The 20,241-nt window shown below is 71.6% G+C and carries 20 protein-coding genes and 1 riboswitch; of the genes, 8 read left to right on the top strand and 12 right to left on the bottom strand.

Annotation, left to right across the window (positions count from 1 at the left end; all coding sequences use genetic code 11):
- The first annotated feature begins 119 nt into the window (after positions 1 to 119).
- Positions 120 to 1,472, top strand: coding sequence for a class II 3-deoxy-7-phosphoheptulonate synthase (locus ACFVYR_RS23830; protein ID WP_384260762.1), 1,353 nt, complete (start codon positions 120 to 122; stop codon positions 1,470 to 1,472).
- A 153-nt stretch (positions 1,473 to 1,625) separates the two neighbouring features.
- Positions 1,626 to 1,874, top strand: a complete 249-nt coding sequence (locus tag ACFVYR_RS23825) for a bacterioferritin-associated ferredoxin (protein ID WP_384260839.1) — start codon at positions 1,626 to 1,628, stop codon at positions 1,872 to 1,874.
- Between the two features lie 17 nt (positions 1,875 to 1,891).
- On the opposite strand, the gene bfr is transcribed toward ACFVYR_RS23825, so the two are convergent.
- Positions 1,892 to 2,371, bottom strand: coding sequence for a bacterioferritin (gene bfr / locus ACFVYR_RS23820; protein ID WP_384260759.1), 480 nt, complete (start codon positions 2,369 to 2,371; stop codon positions 1,892 to 1,894).
- Between the two features lie 165 nt (positions 2,372 to 2,536).
- Here bfr and ACFVYR_RS23815 point away from each other — a divergent pair, with 165 nt between their 5' ends.
- Positions 2,537 to 3,169, top strand: coding sequence for a sulfite oxidase-like oxidoreductase (locus ACFVYR_RS23815; RefSeq protein WP_384260757.1), 633 nt, complete (start codon positions 2,537 to 2,539; stop codon positions 3,167 to 3,169).
- A 50-nt stretch (positions 3,170 to 3,219) separates the two neighbouring features.
- On the opposite strand, the gene ACFVYR_RS23810 is transcribed toward ACFVYR_RS23815, so the two are convergent.
- The 6 genes from ACFVYR_RS23810 to thiO form a co-directional block, all read right to left on the bottom strand.
- Positions 3,220 to 3,846 carry a DUF4396 domain-containing protein gene (locus tag ACFVYR_RS23810; protein WP_384260754.1) on the bottom strand — a complete coding sequence of 209 codons (627 nt, stop codon included), beginning with the start codon at positions 3,844 to 3,846 and terminating at the stop codon, positions 3,220 to 3,222.
- 82 nt (positions 3,847 to 3,928) lie between these two features.
- On the bottom strand, positions 3,929 to 4,813 hold the full coding sequence (locus ACFVYR_RS23805; RefSeq protein ID WP_384260751.1) for a deoxyribonuclease IV: 885 nt from the start codon (positions 4,811 to 4,813) through the stop codon (positions 3,929 to 3,931).
- Positions 4,814 to 4,939: 126 nt separating this feature from the next.
- Positions 4,940 to 6,889 carry a Stk1 family PASTA domain-containing Ser/Thr kinase gene (gene pknB / locus ACFVYR_RS23800; RefSeq protein WP_384260748.1) on the bottom strand — a complete coding sequence of 650 codons (1,950 nt, stop codon included), beginning with the start codon at positions 6,887 to 6,889 and terminating at the stop codon, positions 4,940 to 4,942.
- A gap of 107 nt (positions 6,890 to 6,996) precedes the next feature.
- Entirely contained in the window at positions 6,997 to 7,791 is a 795-nt protein-coding gene (locus tag ACFVYR_RS23795; RefSeq protein ID WP_384260746.1) for a thiazole synthase, read from the bottom strand.
- 6 nt (positions 7,792 to 7,797) lie between these two features.
- A complete protein-coding gene (gene thiS, locus ACFVYR_RS23790; protein ID WP_384260743.1) occupies positions 7,798 to 8,010 on the bottom strand; it encodes a sulfur carrier protein ThiS in 213 nt (70 codons plus the stop codon).
- Entirely contained in the window at positions 8,007 to 9,233 is a 1,227-nt protein-coding gene (gene thiO / locus ACFVYR_RS23785; protein WP_384260741.1) for a glycine oxidase ThiO, read from the bottom strand. Before thiO ends, thiS begins: the two co-directional genes overlap by 4 nt.
- A riboswitch (TPP riboswitch) is annotated at positions 9,231 to 9,344 on the bottom strand. Its footprint overlaps the gene before it by 3 nt.
- Before the next feature lie 202 nt (positions 9,345 to 9,546).
- On the opposite strand from thiO, the gene ACFVYR_RS23780 reads away from it, so the two are divergent.
- The 5 genes from ACFVYR_RS23780 (at position 9,547) to ACFVYR_RS23760 (ending at position 14,097) form a co-directional block, all read left to right on the top strand.
- Complete coding sequence (locus ACFVYR_RS23780) at positions 9,547 to 10,710, top strand: NAD(P)/FAD-dependent oxidoreductase (RefSeq protein WP_384260837.1); 1,164 nt, start codon at positions 9,547 to 9,549, stop codon at positions 10,708 to 10,710.
- 233 nt (positions 10,711 to 10,943) lie between these two features.
- Entirely contained in the window at positions 10,944 to 11,309 is a 366-nt protein-coding gene (locus tag ACFVYR_RS23775; RefSeq protein WP_384260738.1) for an Rv2175c family DNA-binding protein, read from the top strand.
- Positions 11,310 to 11,444: 135 nt separating this feature from the next.
- Positions 11,445 to 12,104 (top strand): thiamine phosphate synthase, encoded by a 660-nt coding sequence (thiE, locus tag ACFVYR_RS23770; protein WP_384260736.1) that lies wholly within the window; start codon positions 11,445 to 11,447, stop codon positions 12,102 to 12,104.
- A 103-nt stretch (positions 12,105 to 12,207) separates the two neighbouring features.
- Positions 12,208 to 13,125, top strand: coding sequence for a methylenetetrahydrofolate reductase [NAD(P)H] (gene metF, locus ACFVYR_RS23765; RefSeq protein WP_384260734.1), 918 nt, complete (start codon positions 12,208 to 12,210; stop codon positions 13,123 to 13,125).
- A 45-nt stretch (positions 13,126 to 13,170) separates the two neighbouring features.
- Positions 13,171 to 14,097 carry a hypothetical protein gene (locus ACFVYR_RS23760; protein WP_384260731.1) on the top strand — a complete coding sequence of 309 codons (927 nt, stop codon included), beginning with the start codon at positions 13,171 to 13,173 and terminating at the stop codon, positions 14,095 to 14,097.
- A 28-nt stretch (positions 14,098 to 14,125) separates the two neighbouring features.
- Here ACFVYR_RS23760 and ACFVYR_RS23755 read toward each other — a convergent pair whose 3' ends face one another.
- The 5 genes from ACFVYR_RS23755 to ACFVYR_RS23735 all read right to left on the bottom strand — a co-directional run bounded on the left by ACFVYR_RS23755 (position 14,126) and on the right by ACFVYR_RS23735 (position 20,180).
- The gene (locus ACFVYR_RS23755; RefSeq protein WP_384260729.1) at positions 14,126 to 15,625 is read right to left on the bottom strand and encodes a phytoene desaturase family protein; all 1,500 of its coding nucleotides are present in this window, start codon (positions 15,623 to 15,625) and stop codon (positions 14,126 to 14,128) included.
- Between the two features lie 30 nt (positions 15,626 to 15,655).
- Positions 15,656 to 16,270: a DUF4126 domain-containing protein gene (locus ACFVYR_RS23750; protein WP_384260726.1), complete on the bottom strand. Its 615-nt coding sequence runs from the start codon at positions 16,268 to 16,270 to the stop codon at positions 15,656 to 15,658.
- Positions 16,271 to 16,685: 415 nt separating this feature from the next.
- Positions 16,686 to 17,306, bottom strand: coding sequence for a TetR/AcrR family transcriptional regulator (locus ACFVYR_RS23745; RefSeq protein WP_384260724.1), 621 nt, complete (start codon positions 17,304 to 17,306; stop codon positions 16,686 to 16,688).
- Between the two features lie 47 nt (positions 17,307 to 17,353).
- A complete protein-coding gene (locus ACFVYR_RS23740; protein WP_384260721.1) occupies positions 17,354 to 19,438 on the bottom strand; it encodes a YhgE/Pip family protein in 2,085 nt (694 codons plus the stop codon).
- On the bottom strand, positions 19,410 to 20,180 hold the full coding sequence (locus tag ACFVYR_RS23735; RefSeq protein ID WP_384260719.1) for an ATP-binding cassette domain-containing protein: 771 nt from the start codon (positions 20,178 to 20,180) through the stop codon (positions 19,410 to 19,412). Before ACFVYR_RS23735 ends, ACFVYR_RS23740 begins: the two co-directional genes overlap by 29 nt.
- Positions 20,181 to 20,241 lie beyond the last annotated feature (61 nt).

The following is a 20,241-nucleotide window of genomic DNA, read 5'->3' as shown; positions in this document are numbered from 1 at the left end:
TGCGTACGCATGAGCGGCACGATAACGCATCACGTGTACGGTCGCTCCACTGTGTCGGGTCCGTCTCACTTGGTGAGCGGGGGAATGGACGCTGCCCGGCACCCCGTAATGTTGACGAGGTGACCGTGAACGCTAAGACCACCGCCACCGGTGGCAACACCTGGCGAAACCTGCCCGCGGCGCAGCAGCCCGAGTACCCCGATGCCGAGGCTCTGCGCGATGTGATCGCGGACCTCGAGTCGTATCCGCCGCTCGTCTTCGCGGGCGAGTGCGACCAGCTGCGCGCCCGACTGGCCTCCGTCGCCAAGGGAGAGGCGTTCCTGCTCCAGGGCGGCGACTGCGCCGAGGCCTTCGACGCCGTCTCCGCCGACCACATCCGGAACAAGCTGAAGACGCTGCTCCAGATGGGTGCCGTCCTCACGTACGCGGCGTCCGTGCCCGTCGTGAAGGTGGGCCGCATCGCCGGGCAGTACTCCAAGCCGCGCTCCAAGGGCACCGAGACCCGCGACGGCGTGACCCTGCCGACGTACCGCGGCGACTCGGTCAACGGCTTCGAGTTCAACGAGAAGGCCCGCATCCCGGACCCCGAGCGCCTGAAGCGGATGTACAACGCCTCCGCCTCCACGCTCAACCTCGTGCGCGCCTTCACCACGGGCGGTTACGCGGACCTGCGCCAGGTGCACGCCTGGAACCAGGACTTCGTGAAGTCGTCCCCCTCCGGCCAGCGGTACGAGCAGCTGGCCCGCGAGATCGACAACGCGCTGAACTTCATGCGGGCCTGCGGCACCGACCCGGAGGAGTTCAAGACCGTCGAGTTCTACGCCTCCCACGAGGCGCTGCTGCTCGACTACGAGACGGCGCTGACCCGCGTCGACTCGCGCACCGGCCGTCTTTACGACACCTCGGGTCATATGGTCTGGATCGGTGAGCGCACCCGCCAACTGGACCACGCGCACATCGAGTTCGCCTCCCAGGTGCGCAACCCCATCGGCGTCAAGCTCGGCCCGACCACCACGGCCGAGGAGGCGCTGCAGTACATCGAGCGCCTCGACCCCGACCGCGAGCCCGGCCGGCTGACCTTCATCGTCCGGATGGGCGCCGACAAGGTCCGCGACAAGCTGCCCGAGCTGGTCGAGAAGGTCACCGCCTCCGGCGCGACCGTCGCCTGGATCACCGACCCGATGCACGGCAACACCTACGAGGCGGCCTCCGGCCACAAGACCCGCCGCTTCGACGACGTGCTCGACGAGGTCAAGGGCTTCTTCGAGGTCCACAAGGCGCTCGGCACGCACCCGGGCGGCATCCACGTCGAGCTCACCGGTGACGACGTCACCGAGTGCGTGGGCGGCGGCGACGAGATCTTCGTCGACGACCTGCACCAGCGCTACGAGACGGCCTGCGACCCGCGCCTCAACCGCAGCCAGTCGCTCGACCTGGCGTTCCTGGTCGCCGAGATGTACCGCGACCAGTAGTTTCTCCGCTGTACGCACGTGTGGGGCGCGGATCCGTGTGATCCGCGCCCCACCGGCGTATCCGGGGCTTTTGTGTGCCGACCCTCGCGGGTAAGGTTAGGTTAGCCTCACCGATCAATCGGGGCGGCGCTACCGATGAGTCCTGTCCGGGAGGTGAACCGCGTGTACGTCTGCAACTGCTTCGGGGTCACCGAGGCCCAGGTGAAGAAGCACGCGGCGGACGGGGCCTGCACCCCCCGCCAGATAGCGTCGGCCTGCAAGGCCGGCACGGACTGTGGTTCGTGCGTGCGGCGTATCCAGGCACTCCTCGGCCGGGGCGCGTGCCCCCGCCGTGAACTGGTGGACCAGGGAGAATCGGCGGTGGCGCTGGCTTCCGGGACCGAGCTCCCCGAGGCCGCCTAGCCCTCCGGCTGCCTGATCTAGCTGTCCGGCTGCTCGATGAGCTGCGCGATGTAGAGCGCCTCACCCAGCTTCTCGACCAGTTCGAGCTGGGTGTCCAGATAGTCGATGTGGTGCTCCTCGTCCGCGAGGATCGACTCGAAGATGTTCGCGGACGTGATGTCGCCCTTGGTGCGCATCACCTCGATGCCGCGCCTGAGGCGGTCGATCGCCTCCACCTCGACCTGGCGGTCGGCCTGGAACATCTCGGTGACCGTCTGGCCGACCCGGACGTGGAAGAGCCGCTGGTAGTTGGGCAGACCGTCGAGGAACAGAATCCGGTCGGTCAGCACCTCCGCGTGCTTCATCTCGTCGAACGACTCGGACCGGGTGTACTTCGCGAGCTTCGTCCAGCCGAAGTTTTCCTGCATCTTGGCGTGGAGAAAGTACTGGTTGATCGCCGTCAGTTCGGCGGTCAGCTGCTCGTTGAGAAATTCGATGACCTCGGGGTCGCCCTGCATCGCAGAGGCTCCTTCCATAAGGGTTACCGGGCAGGTGACGCGCATCCTTGCACCGGTGTTCGGAGGCCGTCCAGTAAGTGCACGCTTAGTAGGAGTTGCCCCAATCGGCCTCCCCGGGGCTGCGGCTGGTCACGTCCACCGTCCGGGGTCTGTCAGGATGGAGTCATGGGTCAGCCGGCGGAACGCGCATCTCGACAGGCGGCGGAGTCGGAGCTTCCGCCGGGTCAGCGGCTGCAGCGCGGCTGGCCGGTCACGCACTACGGCCCGGTGCCGAAGTTCCGGCCCGAGCGCTGGGAGTTCAGGGTCTTCGGGGCCACCGCGGACGGCGCGAAGCACTGCTGGACGCACGAGGAGTTCTCCGCCCTGCCCTACGAGACGGTCGTGGCCGATCTGCACTGCGTCACGAAGTTCAGCATGCTGGGCGCCGAGTGGGGCGGGGTCCCGGCCCGTACGATCCTGCAGCTCGCGCCGCCCGCGCCGGAGGCCACCCATGTGATGGTCTGGGCCGAGTACGGCTTCAGCTCGAATCTGCGGATGGCCGACTTCGCCTCGGACCGCACGATTTTCGCCACCCACAAAGGCGGCGAACTCCTCACCGCGGAGCACGGTTTCCCGCTGCGGCTCGTGGTGCCCCACCTGTACGCCTGGAAGGGCCCCAAGTGGGTCCGCGGCATCGAGTACATGACCGCCGACCGTCGCGGCTTCTGGGAGGAGCGCGGCTACCACAACCTCGGCGACCCGTGGCAGGAGCAGCGCTACTCCTACCAGGAGGAGCCCGGGGACGGCCCCGAGCTCTGACCTGCGTCCGACCTGTGCCTGACTCGCCCTTGACCTGCGCCTTCGGGTGATCAGTGGTGGTACTGGTGGACCACCGCGTGGCCCTTGCCGCGGCCGATCATCCACTTGTTCACCGGCGTGGTGACCAGGAACGCCACGGCCAGCGAGACGGCGAGGACCCACCAGAACATCGCGTCCGTCAGGTGCGCGTCCATGGCACCCGGCCACAGCGCGATCACCCCGTTGTCGATCAGCTCCATGACCGCGATGGACAGGGTGTCGGCGGCGAGCGCGACCCGGAACGCCGTCCTGAAATCGACGCCCGCCTTGAGGATGCCGCGCAGGGTCAGCGCGTAACCGAAGGCGAAGGCCAGGACGATCGCGAGGGCCATCGTCGGCATGTTGCCCCAGCCGAACGCGGTGCCGACGATCATGCCGAGCACCTCGCCGATGGCGCAGCCGGTGAGGCAGTGGAGGGTGGCCTGGGCGGCCGTGCGCCAGCTGACCTTGCCGAGGCCGTGCTGGTGGCTGTGGGCGTGGCCGTGGCCGTGACCTTGGTGTGTGTGCCCGGCGTGCCCGGCGTGCCCGGCGTGCCCGGCGTGCCCGGCGTGCCCGGCGTGGCTGTGGTGCTCGGAGTGCTTGGCGTGCATGTCGTGCATGTCGTGCATGTCGTGCGTGCCGTGCGTGTCGTGCTCCATGAGGTTCCCCCAACGTCGGATAGCGGTTCCTGCCTCCACTGACAGGAACCGTATACCCCCAGGGGGTATTCCTCAAGGATCTTTAGACGCCCCTGAGCTCCTTCAGGCGCGCCACGTCCGCCGCGTGCCCCTCCTTGCCGCCCGGTGTCTCGATGACCAGCGGTACGCCGTCGGTCGCGGGGTGGAGCATCAGCTCACGGAAGGGCTCCTCGCCGATGTGGCCGGTGCCGATGTTCTCGTGGCGGTCCTTGTGGGCGCCGACGACGTCCTTGGAGTCATTGGCGTGCACGAGCTTCAGACGGCCCTCGCCGACCGTGTCGACGAGGAGGTCGAGGGTCTGCTTCATGCCGCTCGGGCCCGTCAGATCGTGGCCCGCCGCGTAGATGTGGCAGGTGTCCAGGCAGATGCCCAGCTTGGGGTGGGCGTCCAGGGCCTCGAAGTACGGCCCGAAGTCCCAGGTGCGCGAGCAGAGCGAGGCGCCCTGGCCCGCGGTCGACTCCAGGAGCAGGAAGGGGTCGTCGTCGTGCGTCAGCTCGTCGAGCAGCGGCAGCATGCGCTCGCGCACCTGCCGCAGGGCGACCGCGCGGTCCCGGCCGCCGGTCGCCGAGCCCGTGTGCACGACGACGCCGAGCGCGCCGATCTCGCGGGCCCTGCGCAGCGAGTGGCGCAGGGAGTCCACGGACTTCTCGACGGTCGCCTCCGTGTGCGAGCCGAAGTTGATGAGGTAGGGCGCGTGGACGTACGCGGGGATCCGCTCGGCGGCGCAGGCCGCGCGGAACGCCTCGTCCTGCTTCGGGTTGCCGGGCGGGGTCGCCCAGCCGCGGGGGTTGGCGACGAAGACCTGGACGGCTTCGGCGCCGAGGTCCCGGGCGTACGGAAGGCCGACCGTGGCCAGGCCGCCGGCCACGGGGACATGGGCGCCGACGGGGTTGCGGGACGCTGCGCTGGGGGTGTTGTTGCTGCTCACGCCCTCCAGGGTGGCACGGGCGCGGGGGTGCTCCGTCAGCGGTCCGGGACGCGCGGGACCCGCGGGACCCGCTGGACCCCGGGTACGGGGCTCAGCGGGTCTTCAGGAGCGGAGAACGCGCACGGCTCAGCGGATCGTGATGGTGATCGTCGAGTTCTTGGGGGCCTTGTCGCCGCCGTCCACCGACTGCTTCTTCACCTTGTCGCCGAAGATGCCGAGCAGGCCGCGGTCCTCGTCCACCTCGAAGCCCGCCTTCTCCAGCTCGTCCGTGGCATCGTCGACGCTCATGCCGGTCACGTCGGGGACCTCGACCATCGGCGGTCCCTTGGAGATCGTCAGCGTGACCGTGTCACCCTCGGCGAGCGTCTTGTTCTGGGCGGGTGACTGTGCGGCGACGTTGCCCTTGTCCTCGTCGGAGTGGACCCGCTCGGTGGCGACCTTCGCCTTGAGGCCCTCGTCCTCGAGGTCGGCGATGGCGTCGGCCTCGGACTCGCCCGTCACGTCGGGGACCTCGACCGCGCGGCCCTTGCTGACGACCAGGGCGACGGCCGAGCCCGCCTTGCGGGTGAAGCCGGCCCGCGGGTCCGTGCTGATCACGGAGCCCTTCTTGACGTCGTCGCTGAAGCTCTGGCTGACCATGCCCGGCGCCAGCCCGGAGTTCTTCAGCTCCTTCTCCGCCGTGGCCAGCGGGATCTTTCTGACGTCCGGGACCTTGACGGTCTCCGGGCCCAGCGAGACGGTCAGCGTCACCTTGTCGTTCTGCCGGATGCGCTCGCCCGCCGCGGGGTCGCTGGCCATGACCGTGCCGCGCTTGTCCGTGTCGCTGTACTTGCGCTTGATGTCCTTCACTTCGAGCCCGGCCTCGTCGAGCCGGTCCTTCGCCTGCGCCTCGGTCTTCGCGAGGAGCGGCGGGACCTTCGTGAACTGGCCGGAGTTGATGTACCAGATGCCGGTGCCGAGCCCGAGGACGAGTACGACGGCGGCGATGACCGCGACCATGCGGCGACGCGGCTCGAACCGCCTGCGGGGCACCGGGGCGGCGGCGGGCGGGCCGGCCGGCGGGGTCGCGAGGACGCTGGTGCGGTTCAGCGGGTCCTGGCCACCCTGCTCGCCCTCGGCGGGGAGCGGGAGCTGGACCGACCGGGCCGCGCGCGGGATGACGCTCGTGCGGTCGTCGGCGTTGTCGTGCCCCGTCGCGTGCGCCTGCGGCGGCACCGCGTCGAGCTCCTCCTCGGTCAGGGCGGACCGCGCCTCCCTGAGCTGGGCGAGGAGCGCCACCGCGTCGTACGGACGGACGTCGGGGTGGCGCGCGGTGGCCGAGGCGACCACCTCGTCCAGCGCGACGGCGAGCCCGGGGACGGCCGCCGACGGGGGCGGCACGTCCTGGTGGAGGTGCTGGTAGAGGACCTGGGCGGGGGAGTCGCCGGAGTGCGGCTTGGCGCCGGTCAGCATCTCGTAGAGCACGACCCCGCTGGCGTACACGTCGACGCGGGTGTCCGCCGTGCCGTGCTCGATCTGCTCGGGGGCGAGGTAGGAGACGGTGCCGAGCACGGTGCCGGTCGTGTTCGTGACGGTGTCCACCGCGCGGACCAGACCGAAGTCGGCGACCTTGACCCGGCCGTCGTCCCCTATGAGGACGTTCTCGGGCTTCATGTCGCGGTGCACGAAACCGGCGCGGTGCGCGGCGCCGAGCGCGGCGAGGACCGGCTCCAGGATGTCGAGCGCGGCCCGCGGCTGCAGCGCCCCGCGCTCGCGCAGGACGTCGCGCAGGGTGCAGCCCGCGATGTACTCCATGGCGAGGTAGACGTACGAACCGTCGGTGCCCTGGTCGAAGACGCCGACCACGTTCGGGTGCGAGAGGCGGGCCACCGACTTGGCCTCGCGGATGAAGCGGTCGACGAAGGAGGCGTCGGCCGCCAGCGTCGGATGCATCACCTTGAGCGCGAGCACACGGTCGAGGCGGGTGTCCACGGCCCGGTAGACCGTGGCCATCCCGCCGACCGCGATGCGTCCGTCGATCCGGTAACGGCCGTCGAGCAGCTGCCCGACGAGCGGGTCCTGAAGGGTCGTGTCCACGCAGGGGAGTCTACGAGGCACCACCGACACCTCCACCCGCCCGGGCCGCTTCCCGGCGGGACTGCAGCCGAGCTGTGACGCTCACCGCCGTACCCCCGCGCCCGGCGCTAGAACGCGGGCCGCTCCGGATCGAGCCGCGCCATGCCCGCCGCGGGCGAGGACGCCTCCGCGAAGTGCCTGCGCGGGATCCGCCCGGCCCGGTGCGCGAGGCGCCCCGCCTCGACGCCGTGCCGCATGGCCTCCGCCATCAGGACCGGCTCCTGCGCCCGCGTCACCGCGGAGGCGAGCATCACGCCCGCGCAGCCCAGCTCCATCGCGATCGCCGCGTCGGACGCCGTGCCCGCGCCCGCGTCGAGGATCACCGGCACGCGCGCGTGCTCCACGATCAGCTGGAAGTTGTGCGGGTTGCGGATGCCGAGACCGGAGCCGATGGGCGAGCCCAGCGGCATGATCGCCGCGCAGCCCACGTCCTGAAGCTTCCGGGCGAGCACCGGGTCGTCGTTGGTGTACGGCAGGACCGTGAAGCCGTCGTCCACCAGGACCTCCGCGGCGTCCAGGAGCTCGACCGGGTCGGGCAGCAGGGTGCGCTCGTCGGCGATCACCTCCAGCTTCACCAGATCCGTGCCGAGCGCCTCGCGCGCGAGACGGGCGGTGAGGACGGCCTCGCCCGCCGTGAAACAGCCCGCCGTGTTGGGCAGTACGCGGATGCCGAGCCGGTCGAGTACGGAGAGCACGGAGCCCTGGACGTCCGGGTCGAGGCGGCGCATCGCGACCGTGGTCAGCTCCGTGCCGGACGCGACGAGGGAGCGCTCGAGGACGTCGAGGCTCGGCGCTCCGCCCGTGCCCATGATCAGACGCGAGGAGAGGGTGAGCCCGCCGATGACGAAGGGGTCGTCTGCCATGGTGGTTCAGCCTCCCTGGACTGCGGTGAGTACTTCGACACGGTCGCCATCGGCGAGCGCCGTGGCGGACCACTGCGCGCGCGGGACGACGGTTTCGTTGACGGCGGCGGCGACACCGGAGTGCGCCGAGGACAGGGTGGCCACGAGGGCGTCGAGCGTGGTGCCCGAGGCCACCTCGCGTACTTCTCCATTGAGGGAGACGGCGAAGGGCGTGCTCATGCGTGCTGCTCCATGACGTGCTGCGCGGGGAGTGCGGGGGAGGCGCCTTCGAAGCGGCGCGGGGTGAACGGGCGTGCCTCGTCGGGGAGTTCACCGGTGGTCAGAGCGTGCGCCATGACGTCACCGGTGAGGGGCGTGAGGAGGACGCCGTTGCGGTAGTGGCCGGTGGCCAGCTGGAGTCCGGCGAGCCGGGTCGGGCCGAGCAGCGGCGCGTTGTCGGGCGAGCCGGGCCGCAGCCCCGCGCGGGTCTCGGTCAGCGGCAGTTCCGTGATGCCGGGCACGAGTTCGTGCGCGTCCCGCAGCAGCTCGTACACGCCGCCCGCCGTGACCGTCGTGTCCCAGCCGAGCTCCTCGCTGGTCGCGCCGACGACGAGCTCGCCGTTCTCGCGCGGCACGAGGTAGACGTGGCTGCCGCGCACCACGGCCCGCACGGTGCGGCTCAGGAACGGCGCGTAGGGTTCCGGCACCGTCAGCCGCAGGACCTGCCCCTTCACGGGGCGCACGGGCGGCAGTACGTCGTCGGGGACGCCCGCGAGCCGCCCGCTGAGGCTGCCCGCCGCGAGCACGGTCCGCTCCGCGCCCAGTCCGGTGCCGTCGGCGAGGACGACACCGTGCGCCCGCTCGCGTACGACCGAGAGGCGCTCGGCCCAGGCGCGGTGGAAGACCACGCCGGCCCGCTCGCAGGCCACCACGAGCGCCGCCGCGAGTCGGCGCGGGTCGATCTGGTGATCGCCGTCGACCCGCAGGCCGCCGCGTACGCCCGGCGCGAGCATCGGCTCCAGACGGCGGCACTCGCGCCCGCTCAGCCACTCCGAGGCGAGCCCCGAACGGCGCTGCAGGGCGTGCAGCTCGCGCAGGTGGGCGCGGTCGTCGGAGTCGAGCGCGACCGCGAGCGTGCCGCAGGCGCGGTAGCCGAGGTCCCGCCCGCTCGCCTCGGTCAGCTCGGCGGCGAAGGCGGGGTAGCGGCGGGCCGATTCGAGATTGAGGCCGAGCAACGTCTGCTCGCCGTAGTGCAGTTCGGTGACGGCGGCCAGCATGCCCGCCGCCACCTGGGCGGCGCCGCCGCCCGGTTCGGGGTCCACGACCGCGACGGAGAGCCCGCGCTGCGCGGTCCGCCAGGCCGTGACCAGGCCGATGACGCCGCCCCCGACGACGAGGACGTCGGTGGTGGCCGACGGCGCCGCCGTAGGGGACGCCGAAGGAGACGTCGTACGTGGATGCATGGGCGTCCAGCCCCTCCCTTCGCCGGCATGACCCGGATCAGGTTCGTACGGTCGGAGGCCGTCCCAGCCTCCCTCTCAGTCCGGTACGCCCGGACTCCCGCGAGTGCTCTGCACCGGCCACCCTAGCCCGTCGCTCCGCGCGGCGTCAGGGGAGCTGTCCGGGTATGAGCAGTGACGATGTGTCAGAGATCTCCTCGTAGCCATCTGAAGGCACCCGGTCCCGCCGCCCTACAGTGATCGGGTGAGCGAGCAGCAGAGGCAGACCGGGAAAGAGCTTCAGGCGGAGCGGCGCGTCGTCGTCGTGGGCGCGGGGATGGCCGGGGTGCAGACCGCGGTGGCACTGCGGGAGCAGGGCTTCACCGGCGCGGTCACCGTCGTCGGGGCGGAGCCGCACCAGCCGTACGACAGGCCGCCGCTGTCCAAGGCGGTGCTGCTCGGCAAGGCGGAGGGCTCCGCCTTCGACATCGACTTCGAGGCGCTCGGCATCGAGCTGAGCCTGGGCCGCGCGGTCACCGGGGTGCGCCCCGCCGACCACGCTCTCGACACCGAGGCGGGGCCCCTCGCGTACGACGTCCTGGTCCTCGCGACCGGCGCCGAACCGATCAGACTCCCCGGCACCGAGGGTGTCCCCGGGGTCCACCTGCTGCGCACCCTGGACGACGCGGAGCGGCTGCGCCCCGTCCTCGCCGAGCAGCACGACGTCGTGGTCGTCGGGGCGGGCTGGATCGGCGCGGAGTTCGCGACGGCCGCGCGTGAGGCGGGCTGCTCCGTCACCGTGGTGGAGGCCGCGGGGCGGCCGCTCGCGGGCACGCTGCCCGAGGAGGTCGCGGCGCCCATGGCGGGCTGGTACGCGGACTCCGGAGCGGTACTGCGCACCCACGCGCGCGTGGAGCGCGTCGAGCCGGGCGCCGTGCTCCTGTCCGACGGGACCAGGGTGCCCGCGGGCGCCGTCGTCGTCGGCATCGGCGCGCGCCCCGCGACGCGGTGGCTGTCGGGCTCCGGCATCGAGCTCGGCGCCCACGGCGAGGTGGTGGCCGACGACCGGCTGCGCACCTCGGCCCCCGACGTCTACGCGGTCGGCGACTGCTCCTCCTTCCCTTCGGGAAGGTACGGGGAGCGCCTTCTCGTCCACCACTGGGACAACGCCCTCCAGGGCCCGCGCACGGTGGCGGCCAACATCATCGGCGAGACCCCGGCGGCGTACGACCCGGTCCCGTACTTCTGGTCGGAGCAGTTCGGCCGCTTCGTCCAGTACGCGGGCCACCACGAGGGCGCCGACGAACTCATCTGGCGCGGCGACCCGACGGGTGTGGCCTGGTCGGTCTGCTGGCTCCGCGAAGGCGCGCTCGCAGCCGTCCTCACGGTCGGCCGCCCCCGAGACCTGGCCCAGGGCCGCAAACTGATCGAATCCGCCACCCCCCTGGACCCCACCCTGACAGCAGACCCGTCAATCCCCCTGAAAAAGGCAACCCGATAACGAAACCCCCGCCCCGTAAGGGACGCGGGGAACGGCGCCCCCAGCCCCCACGGCCCGCAGCAAACACCCGAGCGACCACCCCCCAGGGGCGCGGGGAACTGCGCACCCAGCCCCCACGGCCCGCAGCAAACACCCGAGCGACCACCCCCCAGGGGCGCCGGGGGAACGCCGCACCTACCCCCACGGCCACACAGTCACCGCCCAAGGCCCCCGGCCAGAGATACGCTGGGGACGTGACCGAGATTGACGCAAAGACCGATGCTCTCGTCCCCGCCTGGCTGCACCTCCCCGACATCGCGGAAATGCTCGATGTCGAGGTGACCCGCGTGCGCCAGCTGGTCAAGGAGGGCACGCTGATCGCCGTACGCCGCGGGGAGAACCGCGCGCTGCAGGTGCCGGCCGCCTTCATCGACGGCGACAAGGTCGTCAAGGGCCTCGCCGGGACCCTGACGCTCCTGAGGGACGACGGTTTCTCCGACGAAGAGATGATCGAGTGGCTCTTCACCCCCGACCCGACCCTGCCCGGCACCCCCGCGCAGGCACTGAGCGAGAATCGCGGCACGGAGGTGAAGCGCCGCGCCCAGGCGCTCGCCGTCTGAGCAGGTGCTCGGCCGTCTGACCTGAACACACCGTCCGGCGCACGGGAAGCACGGGCGTGGACGTGAGCGAGACAGATGCTCACGCCCGCGCCCGCGCTCGCACCCCGTACGCCACCGACAACGGGGGACTTCTCCATGGCTGCCGCTGCCGCCGACCACCGCGCCCAGCTCGCCGATGCCCGGCTCTACCTGTGCGTGGACGCCCGCAAGCGCCAGGGAGACCTCCCGGAGTTCCTCGACGCCGTCCTCGCGGGCGGCGTCGACATCGTGCAGCTGCGCGACAAGGGCATGGAGGCCGCCGAGGAGCTGGAGCACCTCCAGGTCTTCGCGGACGCCGCGCGGCGCCACGGCAAGCTCCTCGCGGTGAACGACCGCGCGGACGTCGCCCACGCCGTCGGCGCCGACGTGCTGCACCTCGGCCAGGGCGACCTGCCCGTACCCGCGGCCCGCGCCGTCCTCGGCAGGGACGTCCTCATCGGCCGCTCCACGCACGCCGATGAGGAGGCCGCCGCGGCCGCCGTCCAGGACGGCGTGGACTACTTCTGCACGGGCCCGTGCTGGCCCACGCCCACCAAGCCGGGCCGCCACGCCCCGGGCCTCGACCTCGTGCGGTACACGGCCTCGCTCGGCACGGACCGCCCCTGGTTCGCCATCGGCGGCATCGACGCGGGCAACCTCGACGAGGTCCTCGATGCGGGCGCGCGACGCGTCGTCGTCGTGCGGGCGATCACCGAGGCCGACGACCCGGGCGCCGCCGCGGCCGACCTCGCGAAGCGGCTGCGTACAGCTGTGTGAGCAACCGCCCAGGAGTGTCCGATCCGTGGACAACAAACCGGCAAACCGGCCGAATCTCCCCGACTCGGTTGGGGGAGCGCCCCGGCCTGGCTAATCTGCCCATATGGCCTCAGGCACAGCTTCGACCAGGACTGACCGCGCGCGCACGGTACGCGACATGCTCGCGACCGGTAAAACGACGTTTTCGTTCGAGTTCTCCGCCCCGAAAACCCCCAAGGGCGAGCGGAACCTCTGGAACGCGCTGCGGCGGGTCGAGGCGGTGGCCCCGGACTTCGTCTCCGTGACCTACGGCGCGGGCGGTTCGACGCGTACCGGCACGGTCAAGGAGACCCAGCAGATCGTCGCCGACACCACGCTGACACCCGTCGCCCACCTGACCGCGGTCGACCACTCCGTGGCCGAACTGCGCAACATCATCGGGCAGTACGCGGACGCGGGCATCAGGAACATGCTCGCGGTCCGCGGCGACCCGCCGGGCGACCCCCTCGGCGACTGGGTCCCGCACCCCGAGGGCCTCACCTACGCCGCCGAACTGGTCGGGCTGATCAAGGAGTCCGGGGACTTCTGCGTGGGCGTCGCGGCCTTCCCCGCGATGCACCCGCGCTCGCCCGACTGGGAGACCGACACCCGGTACTTCATCGACAAGTGCCGGGCCGGCGCGGACTACGCGATCACCCAGATGTTCTTCGACCCTGAGGAGTACCTGCGGCTGCGCGACCGCGTCGAGGCGGCCGGGTGCGATACGCCGATCATCCCTGAGATGATGCCGGTCACCAACGTCCGCCAGCTCGACCGGCTGCCCCAGCTCAGCAACGCCGTGTTCCCGGCGGAGCTGAAAGAGCGGATGCTCTCGGCCAAAGACGATCCCGCCGCTGTACGCTCCATTGGCATCGAGTTCGCGACGGAGTTCTGCGGGCGGTTGCTGGCCGAAGGCGTGCCGGGACTGCACTTCATTACGCTCAACAACTCCACGGCGACGCTGGAGATCTACGAGAATCTGGGCCTGCACCAGCAGGCCTGAACGGTCGTTCCCCCGGGGCCGCGGCCGAAGGGGAGAGGGGCGTACATGGGCTGGACGGTCCTCTACATCGCGTTCGGGTTCGTCGCGCTGTGGCTGCTCGGTGAGGTGCTGCTGCAGTACAAAGCCAGGCTGCGCTGGCGCCTGCTGGCCTTCGTGGGCTTCCTCGGGGTCGTCGTCGGCGTACTGATCCCCGCGGTGTGGATCATCGCGCTCGGCGCCATCGCCTTCGCCACCGGCCAGACGTACGTGACCCTGTCCTTCCGACGGGGCTTCTCCACCGGCTGGGCGATCGGCGGGCGGCCCGGTCCGAGCAGGCGCCGCAAGAAGCAGCCGTCGCGGGCCGCCGGGGCAGCGCAGGAGCCGACGCTCCAGGTCTCCGACCTGGAGTACGAGCCGGTCCCGCCGCCGCCCGCGCACGGCCCGGACGCCTCCGGGAACCCGGACTTCCCCGCTCACCCGGACTTCCCCGCGGACGCGGACATCGCGAGCGGCGGGATCTACGCCCCCGAGCCGCTGCCCGACGACACCGGCCAGTACGGCGTGTACAGCGACTCGGCGTACACCCCGCCCGCCCCGGACGGCACCCCGCGGAGCGACGGCTACGGCTACGAAGCCGCGGCCTTCCCCGGCCACGGCCAGCAGGGCTACGGGTACGACGAGACGGGGCAGCAGCAGTACGCCGCCTACTCCGACCCCTACATCGGCACGCAGACCTACGGCGCGCAGAGCTACGACGGCTACGGCGACCAGCAGCAGTACGCCCCGTACGGCGGCGACACCTACGGCGGGCTCGGCGAGACGTACAACGACACCCCGCCCGGTGGCGTCTGGGTGCCGCTTCAGCGCACCACCGACGATCCGCCGCACGGCGGCGAACTCCCGCAGGAGCAGCCCTACCCGTACGGGCACGGGGACGGGAACACCGGCGGGCACGACGGCCAGGGCTACAACGAGCAGCAGTACCGGTACTGAGAGCCTGTCTTCGCACCCGCCGCGGTGGTCACTGCGAGCCGCGGAACTCCGGGCCCTCCACGATCAGGCCCGCGGCCAGGGTGCCGGACATGCCGGCGTGGGGCAGACCGCCACCGGGATGCGACCAGCCGCCGACCGCGAAGAGCCCCGGCAGGCCGGTGCTGTTGGACGGGTGCAGGAGCCGCCCGCCGGACGCGGCGAGCGCCGGGGCCGGGACCGCGCCGCCCTCGGCGCCGGTGGCCTCCGCGATGTCGGCGGGGGCGCGCACCTCATGCCACAGGAGACGCCCGCTCAGCTCGGGAATCACCCGCTCGGCACGGGAGATCACCCGCAGCGCGTCGGCCTCGGTGACGTCCAGGTGCGCGGGCACCGTCGCCGTGAGCGTCACCGCCTCGTGCGCGCCGTCCGGGGTCAGGTCCGGGTCGTCGGGGCGGAGCACCGTGAGGGTGGGGGAGTCGGGCAGGCCCGGCCGCTCGCCGAAGAGGCGGTCCAGCTCGTCCCGGCGGTCGGCCGTGTGCAGCACGGTCCGGTGCGGGGTGCCCTCGGGGCGGGCGCCGGACAGGGCGAGGAGGACCGTCAGACGGCTCGGCATGCCGGAGCGCGCGGGGACGTCGCCCGCTGACCGTATGCCCACGCCGGGGAGCATGGCGTCCAGGGCGGCGGGCGCGACACCGGCGACGACGAAGTCGGCCTCGGCCGTGGTGCCGTCCGCCAGCTCCACGCCCGCCGCCCGGCCGTCCTTCTCGACGATCCGCGTCACCGCCGCGTCGAACACGAACTCGACCCGCCGGGCCAGGCACCGCTCGTACACCGCCCGCGCGAGGGCGCGCATGCCGCCCCGCGCCGACCAGACACCGAACGTCTGCTCCAGATACGGCAGGACGGCCGCGCTCGCCGGGGTCGTACGGGGATCCAGGCCCTGCGCGAGCGCGAACTGCTCGAGGAGCGCCACCAGGCGCGCGTCGCCGCCCAGTTCGAGCTCGCCGACCTCGGTGAGCGTGGCCGCGCGGCGCTCACGGCGCAGCAGGCGCTTGTGGGGCACCGACGGGTAGGGCTCGCGCTCGGCGAGCACCTCCCAGTTCGGCCAGAGGGGCTCTTCCAGGAGAGGGCGGCGCGTGCGGTCCCAGGCCTCCCTGGCCCGGTTCATGAACGCCGCCCAGCGCGCGCCCGCGCCGTCGCCGAGGGCCGCGTCCAGCGCCTCGCCCACGCCCGCGCGCGAGGCGTTCGGCAGGTCCGCCGTCGTGCCGTCCGCGAAGACGTGGCGCACGGCGGGCTCCACCTGGGACAGCTCGACGCACTTCTCCAGGGGTTCCTTGCCCGTCTTGATGAACAGGTCGCGGTAGACCGCGGGGAGCTGCAGCAGCGCCGGCCCGGTGTCGAAGGCGAAGCCGTCCCGCTCGACGCGGCCGAGCGCACCGCCGTACGTCCCCGCGCGTTCGTACACCACCACCCGGTGGCCCGCGACGGCCAGCCGGGCGGCCGCCGTCATCGCGCCCATCCCGGCGCCGATCACCACAATCCGTGCCATGCCAGGGACCTTATCGCCAGCCACCGACAGTCAGGGTGGTGGTGCCCCCGTACGCCCCGCAAGCCGCTTCTCCTCGCGCCGCTGCGCCCTGCGCCGCAGGAACCGCCGAATCCGCGAGACCAGGAAGAACAGCAGGAACAGGCCGAGCAGCAGAAGCACCGCGGCGATGACCGCGGCGGCCTCGGGGTAGAACATCGCGAAGCTGATGAGGCCGCCGACCCCGAGGTCCTCCGCCGTGCTCAGCACGAGGTTGCTGAACGGCTCGGGCGAGGTGTTGACCGCCATCCGCGTCCCGGCCTTCACCGCATGGCTGGCCAGCGCCGTCGACCCGCCCACCGCGCCCGCGGCGAGATCGGAGAGGGAGCCGCTCTGCCCCGCGAGGAGCGCCCCCACCACGGCACCGGACACCGGACGGATCACGGTGTGCACCGTGTCCCAGACCGAGTCGACGTAGGGGATCTTGTCGGCGACGGCCTCGCACACGAAGAGCACGCCGGCCACGATCAGGACGTCGGGCCGCTGGAGCGCCTCGGGGACCTCGTCACTGACGCCGGTCGCACCGAAGATGCCGAGCAGCAGGACAACGGCGTACGCGTTGATCCCGCTCGCCCAGCCGCTGGTGAACACCAGGGGGAGTACGGACACGGACGTGATCGTAACCAGTCGGAGGCGATGCGGCCCGGGGATGAGCGCTCGGGCCTGAGTATCCGTACCTAGTGGGTGAGATGAGTACGCGCACGGATGGGGCTCCACCTGCGGAGAGGGAAGAGTGTGGGGCACGGAGAAGGGCGCGGGGCCGGTACCGCCGACACGGGGCGGCGGAACGGAGCCGCGCCCTTGACCGCTCCTCCCGCCGCAGGCCGGCGGGAGCGAGACACGGGGGTGACTCGGGGGACGACCGCACGGGGGAAACGGGGGTCGGCGGGGGTCGCGGGGGGACACGAAAAGCGCCGGTCCGGTGCCGCCTGGGGGAAGGCGGCACCGGACCGGCGTCGTTCGTGTGGGCTGCGGTGTGTCTGCACTGCGGTGTGTTGGCGGTGCGGGCGCTGTTTTCGTAGCGCTACGCGCGCGTGCCGCTCACCCGGCCCTGCAGCAGCCGCGACAGCGCCGCGTGCACGTCGTCGAGTGAGCGCTCAGGCTGGAAGGCCTGCCAGTCGAGCGCGGCCACCAGCACCATGCCGACGAGCGCGGCGGCCGTCAGCGGGATGTCGATCTCCTCGCTGAGCTCGCCGCCCGCCACGCCCGCCCGCAGCACGTCCTCGACCACGGCGACGGCCTGCTGTCTGACCACGAGCAAGGTGGACTGCCAGGCCCGGTTGGTCCGCCACAGCTCGGCGACGTACAGCTGGGTGAAGGCCGGATAGCGGTTGATGAAGACCAGGCCGGCCCTGATCATCGCGTCGAGCGCGTCGACCTTGCTGCCGCCGTTCCTGTCCGCCTCCTCGGCCGCGTCCTTCAGGGAGGCGGTGAGCAGGCCGACGCCGTGCCGCAGCAGCTCTTCGAAGAGGACGGATTTGCTGGCGAAGTTGTAGTAGACCGTGCCCTTCGCGACCCCGGCGCGCTCCGCGATCTCGTCGACCGTCGTGGCAGAGAAGCCCTGTTCGGCGATGAGGGTGACGGCTGCCTCGTAGAGCTTCTGCCGGGTGGCCTCACGACGGGTGCTGCCCGTACTGCTGTCCATGGCCCTGATTCTCACAGGTTCCGCGGCACGTCCCGGCCCCGCCGCCCTCACAGTGTCAGCTCCGGGTGCAGCCGCTCCAGGGTCCACACCTGCTTGCGGTGGGCGCAGAGCGCGGTGAGCGCCAGGGCGCCCAGGGTGAAGGCGGTCAGGACCGCGCAGCCCTGCCAGACGGGACCGAGGCCGCCGCCGGTGATCAGTCTCCGCAGCGCCTCGACGACGTAGCTCATCGGCAGGAAGGGATGGATGGCGCTGAAGAAGCCGGGGCTCGTCTGAACGGGGTACGTGCCGCCCGCCGACGTCAGTTGCAGCATCAGCGCGGCGAGGACGAGGATGCGCCCGGCCGCCCCGAAGCGGGCGTTGAGCCACTGCACGATGGCCGCGAAGCACGCCGTCACCAGGCAGAGGAAGCCCACCGTGCCGGCCGCCCTGGTCATCTGCAGACCGATCCCCCAGTGCAGGACCGAGAGCAGGGCCGCGGTCTGGAGCACGCCGAGGGCGGCCACCGGGAGCCAGCCGGCGAGCGCGATGCGCCACGCGGAGGCGCCCGCGGCGAGCGCGCGCCGGTTGAGGGGCTGGATCAGCATGTACGCCACCATCGCGCCGACCCACAGGGACAGCGGGATGAAGTACGGGGCGAAGCCGGTCCCGTAGTTGGGCGCCTTGTGCAGGGATTGGGAGGCGAGCTGCACGGGGTCGGACATGACACCGGTGCGTGCGTCGCGGTCCTTCTTGTCGTAGTCCGGGATCTTCTTGACGCCGTCGTGCAGCCCGCCGGACAGCTTCGCTGAGCCGTCCGCCAGTTTGAACATGCCGCCTTGGAGGGTGCCCGCACCCGTCTCCAGCTTGCCGATGCCCGTGTCGAGGTCACCGGCGCCGCGCTGGGCGGTGCCGAGGCCCGTGTCCAGCTTCCTGGCACCGTCGGCGACTTTGCCCGCGCCCTTGTTGAGGTCGTTGATCTGCGTGACGGCGGTGTTCAGGTCCTCGTCGAGGTGCGGGGCGCGCTCCGCGAGCGCCCGCGACTTCTTCTGCAGCGTGGCCAGTTGCCTGTCGAGCTTCTTGACGTCGCTGTTCTGGTCCTTGATCACGGTGTTCATGTCGTCCGCGACGGTCGACACGTTCTCCGCGGCCTCCTTGGCGTCCTTGATCCGGGGGCAGTAGGGATCGGGCACCGGTGCCTTCTCGCAGCGGTCCGCGTAGAGGCGGCCGATGGCCCTGGAGCCCTCCTCGGCGCCCTTGGCGGCCCCCGGCGCCAGCTTGACCCAGGTGTCCAGGTGGTGGCGCAGCGCCTTGGAGGAGTCGGCGACGAGGCGGGCCGTGTCGCCGATGGTCCTGCCGTTGTCCTTCAGGAAGGGCCGCACCTTGTCCGCGGTGCCGTTGACCTTGTCGGCCAGCTTCTGCGTACCGTCCGCCACCCGCTTCGAGCCGTCCTTCAGGTCGCCCGCGCCCGTGTGGAGCTTCTTGATGCCCCCGGCGAGGTCGCCGCTGCCCTTCTTGGCGTCCTTCAGGCCGTCCGCGAGGTCCTTGGAGCCCTTCTTCGCCTTTCCGATGCCGCTGTCCAGCTTGTCGGCGCCGTCGGCGGCCTTCTGCGTCTTCCCGTGGATGTCGGAGAACGAGATGAAGATCTTGTCGAGGAACGAGCGCGACGCCTTCGTGGACGCGGCGGAGCGCACTTCGGAGAAGACGGTCCGCGATATCTGCCCGACGATGTAGTTGTTGGCGTCGTTCGTCCTGACCCGCAGGGCGCCCGTCTCCGGAGAGGACCCCGAACTCGACGCGATGCGCTTGCTGAAGTCCGTGGGCATCGTCAGTGACAGGTAGTACCTGCCGTCCTCGACGCCCTCGCGCGCCTCGGCGTCGCTCACCTCGTGCCATTCGAAGGTCTTGCTGTCCCGCAGCCCCTTGACGATGTTGTCGCCTGCCGCGAGCTTCCTGCCCTGCGCGGTGGCCCCCTTGTCGTCGTTGACGAGCGCCACGGGGATGCGGTCGAGACGGCCGTACGGGTCCCAGAAGGACCACAGGTACAGGGCGCCGTAGAGCAGGGGCAGCAGCAGGAGCGCGACGAGCGCGGCGCGCGGCAGCTTCCCCCTGCCGAAGCGCCTGAGCTCAAGCGCGGCGAGCTTCGGCGAGCGCATCCGCCGTCTCCTTGTCGTCGTCGGTGCGGGTGGCGTTGGCGCCGGTGCGGACCACGACGGCGCCCTCGGGGGCCTCGCTGCACACCGCTAGGACGGTCGTCCCGGCGTCCGCGAGGGACCGCAACATGTCCCAGACCGCCGCTCGTTCGGCGTCCGAGAGCTTCATGTCGGTGTCGTCGACGGCCAGCACGTGCGGCCGGCCGATCAGGGCCAGGGCCACGGAGAGCCGCAGGACCTCAGGCCGCTCCAGGTCGCGCACGGAGGTCCGCCGGCCCTTGGGCAACGACTCCAGGTCGAGCCCGGCGGCGGCCAGGGCGGCGTCGACGCGCAGCCGCAACTCGTTCCGGCGCTCGTCACGGGGCCGCAGGAGCCCGCGCAGGGAACCGCCGAACCGCCGCTCCAGAAGCGCCCGTTCGTGCAGGTGCTCGGCCACCGTCAGGGCCGGATCGAGGTCGGTGACGCCCGGCACGGGGCCGAGCCCGCTGATCCTGCGTACCGCGGCCAGCTGCTTGGGCAGCCGGAAGCCGCCCACACGGGCGTGGCCCTCGGTGGCACGCATACGTCCGGTCAGAGCGAGCAACAGACAGGTGCGGCCCGACCCCGAAGGGCCCTCGATGGCGATCAGCGACCCGGGCTCCGCCTCGAATCCGATGCCGCGGAACGCCCAGCCCCGTGGCCCCTGGAGCCCGAGGCCCCCGGCGGCGACGGCGGCGCCGCGCGCCTCGTCGGTCGAACCGTCCACAGTCCCCCCTGCTTTTGAACTGACTGGTCAGTACAAAAGTACGCCCGAACCCGCGATCGGG

It is taken from the genome of Streptomyces sp. NPDC058284, assembly GCF_042881135.1.
GTDB lineage: Bacteria > Actinomycetota > Actinomycetes > Streptomycetales > Streptomycetaceae > Streptomyces.
This window is presented reverse-complemented; position numbering and strand designations above follow the sequence as displayed.

Bases quoted from the DNA above. Each gene is read 5' to 3' on its own strand.
- bfr (WP_384260759.1), bottom strand. From the start codon at position 2,371: ATGCAGGGCGACCCCGAGGTCATCGAATTTCTCAACGAGCAGCTGACC.
- ACFVYR_RS23815 (WP_384260757.1), top strand. From the start codon at position 2,537: ATGGGTCAGCCGGCGGAACGCGCATCTCGACAGGCGGCGGAGTCGGAG.
- ACFVYR_RS23810 (WP_384260754.1), bottom strand. From the start codon at position 3,846: ATGGAGCACGACACGCACGGCACGCACGACATGCACGACATGCACGAC.
- ACFVYR_RS23795 (WP_384260746.1), bottom strand. From the start codon at position 7,791: ATGGCAGACGACCCCTTCGTCATCGGCGGGCTCACCCTCTCCTCGCGT.
- thiS (WP_384260743.1), bottom strand. From the start codon at position 8,010: ATGAGCACGCCCTTCGCCGTCTCCCTCAATGGAGAAGTACGCGAGGTG.
- thiO (WP_384260741.1), bottom strand. From the start codon at position 9,233: ATGCATCCACGTACGACGTCTCCTTCGGCGTCCCCTACGGCGGCGCCG.
- ACFVYR_RS23780 (WP_384260837.1), top strand. From the start codon at position 9,547: ATGGCCGGGGTGCAGACCGCGGTGGCACTGCGGGAGCAGGGCTTCACC.
- thiE (WP_384260736.1), top strand. From the start codon at position 11,445: ATGGCTGCCGCTGCCGCCGACCACCGCGCCCAGCTCGCCGATGCCCGG.
- metF (WP_384260734.1), top strand. From the start codon at position 12,208: ATGGCCTCAGGCACAGCTTCGACCAGGACTGACCGCGCGCGCACGGTA.
- ACFVYR_RS23760 (WP_384260731.1), top strand. From the start codon at position 13,171: ATGGGCTGGACGGTCCTCTACATCGCGTTCGGGTTCGTCGCGCTGTGG.
- ACFVYR_RS23755 (WP_384260729.1), bottom strand. From the start codon at position 15,625: ATGGCACGGATTGTGGTGATCGGCGCCGGGATGGGCGCGATGACGGCG.
- ACFVYR_RS23745 (WP_384260724.1), bottom strand. From the start codon at position 17,306: ATGGACAGCAGTACGGGCAGCACCCGTCGTGAGGCCACCCGGCAGAAG.
- ACFVYR_RS23740 (WP_384260721.1), bottom strand. From the start codon at position 19,438: ATGCGCTCGCCGAAGCTCGCCGCGCTTGAGCTCAGGCGCTTCGGCAGG.